The 9755-nt window shown below is 57.2% G+C and carries 6 protein-coding genes; 4 read left to right on the forward strand and 2 right to left on the reverse strand.

Annotation, left to right across the window (positions count from 1 at the left end; genetic code table 11):
* Positions 1 to 25 precede the first annotated feature (25 nt).
* Positions 26 to 475 carry a hypothetical protein gene (locus tag CQ12_RS22795; protein ID WP_057837543.1) on the forward strand — a complete coding sequence of 150 codons (450 nt, stop codon included), beginning with the start codon at positions 26 to 28 and terminating at the stop codon, positions 473 to 475.
* A gap of 3 nt (positions 476 to 478) precedes the next feature.
* Complete coding sequence (locus tag CQ12_RS22800) at positions 479 to 1204, forward strand: SOS response-associated peptidase (RefSeq protein ID WP_057837544.1); 726 nt, start codon at positions 479 to 481, stop codon at positions 1202 to 1204.
* Positions 1205 to 1944: 740 nt separating this feature from the next.
* On the opposite strand, the gene CQ12_RS22805 is transcribed toward CQ12_RS22800, so the two are convergent.
* The gene (locus tag CQ12_RS22805) at positions 1945 to 3090 is read right to left on the reverse strand and encodes a hypothetical protein (protein WP_157088407.1); all 1146 of its coding nucleotides are present in this window, start codon (positions 3088 to 3090) and stop codon (positions 1945 to 1947) included.
* A gap of 92 nt (positions 3091 to 3182) precedes the next feature.
* Between CQ12_RS22805 and CQ12_RS22810 the strand changes: the two genes are divergently transcribed.
* On the forward strand, positions 3183 to 4538 hold the full coding sequence (locus CQ12_RS22810) for a phage exclusion protein Lit family protein (RefSeq protein WP_057837546.1): 1356 nt from the start codon (positions 3183 to 3185) through the stop codon (positions 4536 to 4538).
* Positions 4539 to 5016: 478 nt separating this feature from the next.
* A complete protein-coding gene (locus tag CQ12_RS22815) occupies positions 5017 to 5931 on the forward strand; it encodes a DUF4238 domain-containing protein (RefSeq protein ID WP_198164230.1) in 915 nt (304 codons plus the stop codon).
* Positions 5932 to 6057: 126 nt separating this feature from the next.
* On the opposite strand, the gene CQ12_RS22820 is transcribed toward CQ12_RS22815, so the two are convergent.
* Positions 6058 to 9615: a DEAD/DEAH box helicase gene (locus CQ12_RS22820; RefSeq protein WP_057837548.1), complete on the reverse strand. Its 3558-nt coding sequence runs from the start codon at positions 9613 to 9615 to the stop codon at positions 6058 to 6060.
* Positions 9616 to 9755: the final 140 nt, after the last annotated feature.

Raw genomic sequence — 9755 nt, forward strand, 5'->3', positions numbered from 1 at the left:
GATCTCTTAGCGCCTGGATATCCGGATGGCCCCGAAGTATCACCCCGCGCCCTTGTCGGGCGGCGATCGCAAGGCTCTGACAAAAGAGCTCGGCAAGGCACGTGCGATGGCCAACATGCTTGCTGCCCAATCGGCGGAGATGCGGGCCAAGGGCGAGGCCATGATCCAGCAAGCTGACAAGCTGCTTTGCGAAAGCTGGAACGAGCGGATGTGGAGCGACGGCGAGCCGATCGATCCGTCGCCCACCATCGACCAGGCCGTGAACGGTGGCTTCCCTTGGCTCGACATCAGGTGCGCGCGCTGCAAGACACCGAGCGACGTCGACCTTGCGGCGATGAAACATCCGCCGACCACCTTCGTGCATGATCTCGCAAGCCGGCTGCGCTGTCGCAAATGCGCCAAGGCGGGCCGGCGTCCATCCGCGACTCTGCTACAACTGGCGTGGCAGCCACGCCACCCTCGCACTGAACCCTGACCGATGTGCAATCTTTATTCGATCACGACCAACCAGGCCGCCATCAGCGCGCTGTTCCGCGTCGTGAACCGATACGTCGGCAATCTGGCGCCAATGCCCGGCGTGTTTCCCGATTACAAGGCACCGATCGTGCGCAACGGAGCCGAGGGCCGCGAGCTCGCCACGGCGCGATGGGGAATGCCATCGTCATCGAAGGCACTGATGGAAGCCACGAAGAAACGAGCCGAAAAGCTAGACGCCAAGGGCAAGCCGGTCGATTTCAAGGAACTGCTCCGGATGGAGCCGGACGGCGGCACGACCAACATCCGCAACGTGAAGAGCAAGCATTGGACCCGCTGGCTCGGCGTCGAAAATCGCTGTGTGGTGCCGTTCAACTCCTTCAGCGAGTTCAACAAGGCCGAAGGCGGCGACATCTGGTTCGCCCTCGACGAATCCCGCCCCCTCGCCTGTTTCGCCGGCATTTGGACCAACTGGACCTCTGTTCGGAAGGTCAAGGAAGGCGAGACCACAAACGACCTCTATGCATTTCTCACGACGGAGCCGAACGCAGAGGTCGGCGCCATCCACCCCAAGGCAATGCCTGTGATCTTGACGACGCCGGATGAGGTCGAGACTTGGATGACGGCGCCTCCAGATGATGCCCTAAAGCTACAGCGGCCGCTTGCCGACGGAACGCTCCGGATCGTTGCCCGCGGCATCAAGGAAGATCTTCACGCATCGGTGGATTGACCGGGGGCTGGCCACGGTCCCGCCGGCACAAGCCCTAAGCACGACGGCGGCACACTCGGGAGGGGTGATCTCGCAAGCTTTTAAGTGCGCCGCCCGATAGGTGGGCTATAGGGGGCCTACCCATGATCACTACGCCTCCTTCCCGACGCAAAAGGCTTAGTGCCTATAAGCCGTTGATAAAAGATAGCTTTTTCGATCTTCTTAACTGCGCTATATTACCTCCTAGACGCAGTGCGTGGTCGTCCCTGAAGGGGGATTGCGATGAACGCTGCTGTGGCTGGTGGATGCTCAAGGCGTTTCCTGCCTTTCAGGGATACGGTTGTTAGCGCAAAGCGGGGTGCAATCAAGCTGCAAAGACCGAAACGCGCCAACCTATCGCATCGGCGGACGGGTCTTGGCTTTCCTGCTCGGAAACTCGCTGCACTCGGCGGACAGCCAACTTAAAGCGGCGAATGTCTTTCGACCGGAACAGCCTCTCAGCGACGCGGTCGATACCGGCGTGGATGGCATTCTGCGCATCCTAGGCAAGGCAGATAATTTTGGAGGTGCCCTCGTTAGACCATCGTCTGCGGAAGCGGCCCTCATGGGTGCTAGCGCTCTACCGCTCCGATCAGCGGAAGGCCGCACTCGAATTTGTCGGCATGCTCAAATCGAGCTCAGTCTTTGAGAGCGCTCTCGTCAACATTATCGAGCGGCACTTCGGTGTAGACGGCTGGTCTCTCCCGCCCGAAAATTGACAACTATTCTTCCGGCCAGTTCGCGGGCATGCTCAACAATGTCCCCACGGTTGATCCCTCGGACCGCTGATATGTCCCATTTTCCAGCGTCAGCTCGGCGATCCCCAGATTCAGCGCGGGAAGAGGCTTCGCAGCCCAAGGATTAGGGATGATCAATCCCGTCTTGGTAACGAAGTTCCAGGCATCAATCCGGAAGAAGGCGAGCACGGCGCTCATCCGCGTGTTTTGAGGCTGTCCGTTCGGGGGACCATACCAAATGCCATCCGGCCTCCGTAGGTGCTCCTCCTTCAACGAGCCGTCGGGAAGTTTTGTGATTGCGACGTATGGCTCGCCCAATAACGCATCGGTCACACCTTCTTCGTGGTGATACATCGACAAGCAATCGATCGCGACAACGTAAGGAAGATCAAGCTCGCCATAACGAGACGCCTTCTTTTTGAGGCCTGGGCGAATTTCCTGATGCGGCGTTATCTGGGCAATGGGGAAGTTTCTCATACCCATGGCTCGGGCGCCTTCTTCGGGCTTGCTTCGCGGAAGCGCCCGCAGCTCTACACGGCACCCATGTTCTTCGTAGCTGAATGGCGGGGCATCTTTGGCGGCTATGCCTGCGGGTAATCCAGCAATCCACGACTGCACACCGCGCTTCAGCTTCTTCAGTGAAAGGGGAGCGGTTGGGAGCCCCTCTGTCGTGAGCGAGAGAAAGTTGTTGGGCGACGGTACATTGTCGATGGCGGCAAGGGCCGTATTCAGCCGCGCGTATGCTGCTGTCTCTTGGTTCGAGCGGCCGGAGGCCAAGACGCCTTCGAGATAGAAGCGTTCACCTGTCGGAGCCTCAACAAGGATGTCAGGGGATTTATTCGTGTGTTGTAGCTTGGGCTCGATTTCGATGATCTTGCAGCCCCGAGCACGAAGGAATTTATGAAGGAACAGCTCGAAAAACGCGCTCTGATGGTGGTCATCAATATCGGAGCGCAACCGGGCGACGAGGCCATCGCGGTGGGATTCTGGGTATTCGGAGATCCATTCATCGACCAAATCGCGCACCCGTTGGGCTTCCGGACGGCTGCTCTTGTTGAGGTACGAGAAAAGGGGTTCGCCTTCCTGTCTAGGCTGATCGTTCTCCCGCGCGATGTCGTCAAATATGCTCACTAGCATGCAATCCGCTTGCTGCCACCATTTGACAGGTGTACACGCGAAGGTTGGTTCAACTCAAGAAATCTCGCTCTAATTCGCTCTTTCTCATGGCTGAAAACGTCTACCAACGATGGATGAGGGAAGACAACGACCGCTGCCTGCCGGTGGTCGATGGAAAGCACCTCGAAGGCCTGATGTATGGCGCAATCGCGTACGTCATCGATAAGCTCGGGGAAGGACCCAAACCAACCCTTGCGTTCGATATGGAGCACCTTCAAGTCGTGGACTATGGTGCCTTCGAGCGCGTTTCAGAGGCACAGAGGCAATGTATTCAGGGACTGCACGCAGCCGAGCCGATACGTCCCGAGGAGATGCTGTTTCTGGGCCTTCAGTCTCTATTTATGGTAAGTTGGCCGAGACCTGAAAGCGTCGCCGATATCGAATATGCCGCGGCGTATGGGTTCGTTCTGAACAAGCATCTCGCCGATGTCGCGCTCAATCTTGCCGGCACCTTCAGTGCACCGGGTGCGTTGCTGCCCTATTGGGGACGCCTCAGCTTCCTGCGCGTGATGTCCGAGCTGCCTGAAGAACACGTCGCACGGCACGGACTGGATAAAGTTGCGTGCGCGCTCGTCAAGCGCGCCAAATTCAACGCGACGACTTTCGCCCTCGAAGACGGCCCGTTGATCGGCGTAAACTATGCGCTCGAACCCATCCTGAAGCAGTTGAACAAGATATTGCTCCACTATTTCAGCACGAAGGAAATGGCAGGACCTAAGCGCCTTTCGAGAGCGTGGGAAAGCATTCTTCCTATTGTCCTTCACTTCTGGTCCGATGTGGAGGCGACACGTATCACCCGGTCGACAACCACGCTGTACGACGACCATACAACTGCCCTGGTACACCGGCTCACCGTGGATCAGCTCGACTTTATCATGATGCACGAACTAGGGCACGTTACGCTGGATCATCCGCGCCGTCTGAGGGCTGAGAAGAGCAACGGAACCAACACGAACACCGTCCGGCACGAGTTCGAATATGCCGCCGACGGATTTGCGCTCGGTTTGATGCGCTCCAAGCTCGTTGCCAACACGCGAATCGCAACCGAAGCGCCCGACCGCGCAGCCGACGAGCGGGTGACACGCGTGACCGCGGGGCTGCGCGATTATCAAAGCTCGCTTGGCGGAGTGTACTTGCTATTCGTCTACATGGATTTCATTCAGCGGGCGGGCGAGGTTCTGCAAACACGGCTCGGGTCGCATCTTCGCTTACGTGAGCGCATGGATACCCATCCGCGTGCGGCCGATCGGCTGGCGCGGCTCGAACTGACAAATCTCGGTGAGTATCTCTACACCAGCCCTCTTGAGCGATGGGCGCGTGAATTTCTGGACTCGGTCCTCGATTACGGAACATCGCTGACCGATGATGCGCTGCTTCAAAGTGCGAAAGGCGTACTGTCATAGGCTAGGGTGTGAAGCCGGGTTTCTGCTGCTTTGGACGTCGACGCGCAGGGCGGGGTCGGTGCGGCCATGCTGCGGTTATGCCATCCATCACCGCTTGATGGCGATCCGACTTAAATAAATGCCCACATCGATCCATCGTCACTTGCAGACTGCTATGGCCGGCGAAGGTCTGCACCGCCTTGGGTGGAAGCCCGGCCTCGATCCAGCAAGAGATCGCGAAGTGCCGGAGTGCATGCCAATCGAACATCTCCAACGGTCGATTGCGCCGCTCTTCTTGCCAGCGTAGGGCGAGACGGCAAAAAGCGGCTGGAAGTACCGGTTAACCAGATCTCTGTGGTTCGGGCAGTGATAGCGGTGCCGCGAAGCGGCAGCCCTTCGTGCGAGTGCCTCCGGCGAGCGACACCATTTGGTGGTGCAGCCCGAATGTTATCAGTGGCATAATCGCCTGCCCGAATCAGCTTCGCACTGCAGACCGATCGTGACCAAGCAACAAAAGAAAAAGCGCAATCATTGGGTGCCGCAGTCGTACCTTCGCTATTTTGCGGCTGATGATGATCGACGCAAGATCTGGATGTTGAAACGGGACAGTAACGACGAGCCGGAACTGAAGCCCATCAAGAAGGTAGCGACGGAATTTTATCTTTATGCGCCGCATGGCCCGAACGGACGTGACTATTCATTCGAAGACAAGCTGGCATCGCTTGAGCAAATGTTCGGCGAACCCTTCTGGGATTCTCTAGCCACGAGTTATGTAGACCTTTGCGACAAGTCGGTGCGCAAAGGGCTATCTTTGCTTGTTGCGGTGATGCACTTGCGGAATCCGCAGCAACTTCAGCAAACGCGCGCACTTTATAAGCAAATGGTCGAATTCTATTCGCGACTTCCGGAATTGCCGGACGCTGTTGAGATCGGCGGCAAAACTTACGAAGTGAACAAGGATAGCTGGCCCTCTTATCGCGATGCCAGCGATGATGATATCAAGCGTATGTGGCTGGACAATGTGGGATCGGCAGCGTGGTTAGCCAAGATGCTCATGGACATGCGCTGGGCTATCCTCCTTTCGGAAGAACCGGTTTTCATCACGACCGACAATCCGGTCATCACCGTGCACCCGTCGCTTCAGTTTAAGGGCATCAAGAATCCGGAGACGAGTGTGATGTTCCCGCTGAGCCCTACTCGTTTGTTACACATCGACAACCGGATGGACGAACCGGATGGGCAATATTATCCGCTCAAGACTAATCCCGGTGCCATGAATGGACTGCTTTGGCGATATGCCATCAATGCAATGTATTCGTCGCGTCATCCCGATCATGTCTGCGCCGAGATATGCGCCGATGCTGAAGCACAGGGGTTTACGTCCTCCGGTGCGGAAAGTCCAACGTCTCGATGAGTTATAATCCAGGGATAGCCGTGATCCCAAGTCCACAATCATCAGGCCAAACCGGATGCACGGGCCCTACCTTCATATCGATGCACAGAAGGTGTCGATGCTCGAAATTCCACTAAGGATGCAAGCCTAAAGGTATCGGAGATATCGCTCGCCGTTTACGGCAGAAGCAGCAACGTCCAGCTCGTATTGGAAATCCGGCAGCGCAAAATCGTCCTGCCCGCCATTGGCGCTCCAAGCCACCGTATATCCGGCAGGATCAATCCAGACGGTGAACTCCCCTTGCCGAATTGGAAAAACAACCATCCGCGATTGCAAATAATCGCGTACAGGACGCACGAGCTGCGCCCCGACTCTTATCGAGTTCGGTTCCGCGCGACGTTCGACCGGCCGACGCATCGTTTCCACCCAATCACGTATGCGGCGGGGATCTAGCCGATCATTGGCAGGCAAACCGACCGGCAGCGACGCATAGTAGACTTGCGCCAAGGCTTCGGCCTCCGGCCTGGTATTGATCTGTCCACGCGCAAGCAGAAACGCCGCAACCGGCTCCAACGTGCCCCACGTAATCAGCTCTTTCAGCCAGAATGCGATCCAAGGGAGTCCGCTTCTTGGCCAATCATTAATCTCCAGAGCCCTTATCGGCTGTCCATCCGGGGTTAAGTCAAGGAGAAGCCCGAGAGCGCTGCCAACGCCCCACACACCCCGATAGATGAAGTTGGACGCAACAAACTCATACCAGTTGGTGATCTGTGCAGGCGTGGGCTGTCTGCTTAATGTTCCTTTGGCTAGCCACCACCGCAAAACTCCTCGCCAGTCACGAAATGATTTTGCGCGTCCCATCTTTGTGGAGATTTGGAAGGGTCGAATGTCAGAAAGAAGGGCCAGCACCTCGGCAACAAAAGTGAACTTTTGCTCCGTCGTAGAACCGGCATACGACGTTCCTTCGAGTAACTTTTGTCGAATGCGCTCGATCGCCCCGATAAGCGATGTTGCCGAAGAGGGGGAAAGGCTGGTCTTATAGATCTGCCGTCGCTGCGCGGCATTGGGATAACGTTGCTTGATTACACGCCCCCGCCACAACCACACGGCTCTGAGGGTCTCCTCGTTGCTGGCCGACGCGAAAGCATAGGTGTGCCGCCATATCCGAAGCAATTCCGCTTCGAGCTCGACGGGGGAGAGTTCTCGTCCGCTGATTTCCTCAACCTCTTGAATAGCGGCGATCAGGAATGAGTCTAAGGAATCGACGTATCTCTCTGGCGCTCGATCATCGTCAGAAGCAATGCTAACTTGCTCAAGCCAGGTATAAAACTGGTCCGGGGTACCGCTGGGCGCTACCGTCCGCCAAGCACCGTATAACAGCTCCATAAGCTTGACGAGTGCACTCGACGCGCGGTCCGACGGTTGGCCTTGCGGAGGCGCTGCAAGACTCTCCTCAAGGTCGGCCACGAGCTGGCCGTAGCCTTCACGCTGTCGATTGTGCAGTGGAGCGCCCCATCTGCCAAATCGCTGTCCTTCCAAAACGACAAGAGCATGTCCTTCTGCAGCAACCCCGGGCCGGCCCGCTCGACCGATTAGGTTTGTGAACTCTTGCAGCGTAAATCGAGTTGGTCCGCGGTATACGCTCGGGATGAGTAGATAATTAACCGGGATGTTTACTCCCTCTGACAACGTTGAGGTCGCAACTACTACCCGCACGAGACTAGCGTCGATCAGCCGTTTGAGTCTTCGCGCCATCATGCCCGGCATCTTACCGTGATGAAGCGCTATACCTTTAAGAAGCAGCCGATATTCGATTGAACTCCGCGTAAAATAGTCCTCGGCGCTCGCCAAACAACGCGTCCACAAATCATTCGTGAGATCCGGCCCGCCATAGTCCGGAAGCTGGATACCCTGCCAGCTATCCAGTGCAGAAAGACAGGCTGCTCCGAAGGCATCAGGGCTTTGGGTGAGCGAGATAAGAACAGTGGGGCGCGATCCGTCGGGGCGCGCGGCAGCCAGGTGTAGCGCAGCCCAAAGAGTTGGCGCCCGCATTCGTTTTTCGGGACCATCGTCTTGATCAAGACCGCCCGGTAGCGGCGGAAATGGTGAAGTAACGAAGGGTGTATCACGCGGCCGCTCATCATCGAACCGAAGAGACCTTCCATCCATAAGGTCATATCGAATTTCGAAGTTGCCTGCGTGGCTAACTTCAACATACCCGAGCATCTGTCTTGTACTGCGGTAATCCGACCGCGTGGGCGTCGCTGTTGGACTAGCACTTAACCATCTTGCCAGCGCTGGGGCAGCGCGTGCCGCCACTGCCGACAGGGCAATAATACGGAACCTATGCGTTTCTTGTGCCGTCAACAGACGCGTGCCAAGCTGCTCCAGCCGATACGGTCTTGATGATGCATCGTCGAGACCGCGAGCATCTGACTGCTCCACCATATGAACTTCGTCGATGACAACGAGACGCACACGATGCAGAAAAAGCACGCCGAGATATCGGATCAGCGCGTCCGCTTTCTCGAACGTGCAAATAACGATTGTGCGTCGGTCGCTTTGTATCCACGCGTCGGTCGGCCCCCAGTCAGTTCCTCCATATAACCCGGTAACCACGACTGGGTCGGCGGAGATGCCGCGTAAATCCTGCTCCATGCGGCTTTCAACCTCCGCAGCGAGAGCACGGGATGGAACGAGGTAAAGGATCAAGCTACCGGGGTCCCACGCTTCCAGCCCGAGAACCGGATTTGGGTCAGGTGTGAAAAGAGCTTGGACGATCCCTAACGTGGCGATAGTGGTTTTGCCGGAACCTGTCGGCGTGCAAAGCACAAACGATGAGCCCTCCGCGAGCCGATCAATTCCATTGCTTTGTGCCGGCCAGACCAATGCGCGCTTGTTGGAAAACGCCGATCTTGCGAACTGGATAAGCGCCTCCGAAGCTCGCGGAGTGGAGCGGGCAAGCAACTCGATCTTGGGCCACAGCGTCGTATCAACGTACCGCTTGCAAGTCTCCGCAACGAGCCGCGCGAGAATGTACGAATAATCGTCGCGGCTGTGGACGAACCCCTTAGCGAGGTTCTCCATCTTAGCCACCGATCGAGCGACCAACTGGCTCTGGCCTGTGCGGAAGTAGCTGCAGACGCTTCCTATGGCCATGATGGAATGCCGGACGGCTTCGAGAGAGAACTCGGCGATCGCAGATCGCGGTTCGATGCCCCCTTGCATCTGCGCCCGCCAAAATACCTGTATGGCTTCGAGCGTGCTTGGGAAATCGGCGCGAAGAAAATGAAGGAGAACCTTCGACGCTTCCTCATCGACCGGAACACGCTGCAACTCGCCGAGAGCCATCGCTGGGTAGCCTGCGACCTGGTAGGCGGCTGCCGACAGGAGATGTAGGGGACTTCCGGAAGGTCTAAGCGATGGTTGCGAGAGCCATTCAAGAATTTCGGCAGCGCGTTTTACGCCTTCGCGCCATGAGCTGAGTGCATCACTGTCGCGCTCCAGAAATGCGCAATCCAGCAGAAACGCCGCATCTTCCAAATAGACATAGACATCCCCTGGAGCGAAGCTACGAAGCCCTTCACGCTCCATCTCCCTTCGAATCCGCTGGCTGTACAGCTTTGCTTGCGCAGGGGTAAGCCCGACGGGCGCTTGAGCCTGCCGCACTTCACGTGCCAATCTCAAAGCTTCTGCACTTGGCAACTCAGGCTCCTCTGTAAAGGAGATCGATTAGACCATTGAGGTCAGCAATCTGAAACTCGAAGCCTTCGAGAACGCGCTGTATAGTATAGGCCGCATCGGGCCGATCTGGCGACATCCAACTGAGCCGCGGTGGGGATGGC

Source organism: Bradyrhizobium jicamae, from assembly GCF_001440395.1.
GTDB lineage: Bacteria > Pseudomonadota > Alphaproteobacteria > Rhizobiales > Xanthobacteraceae > Bradyrhizobium > Bradyrhizobium jicamae.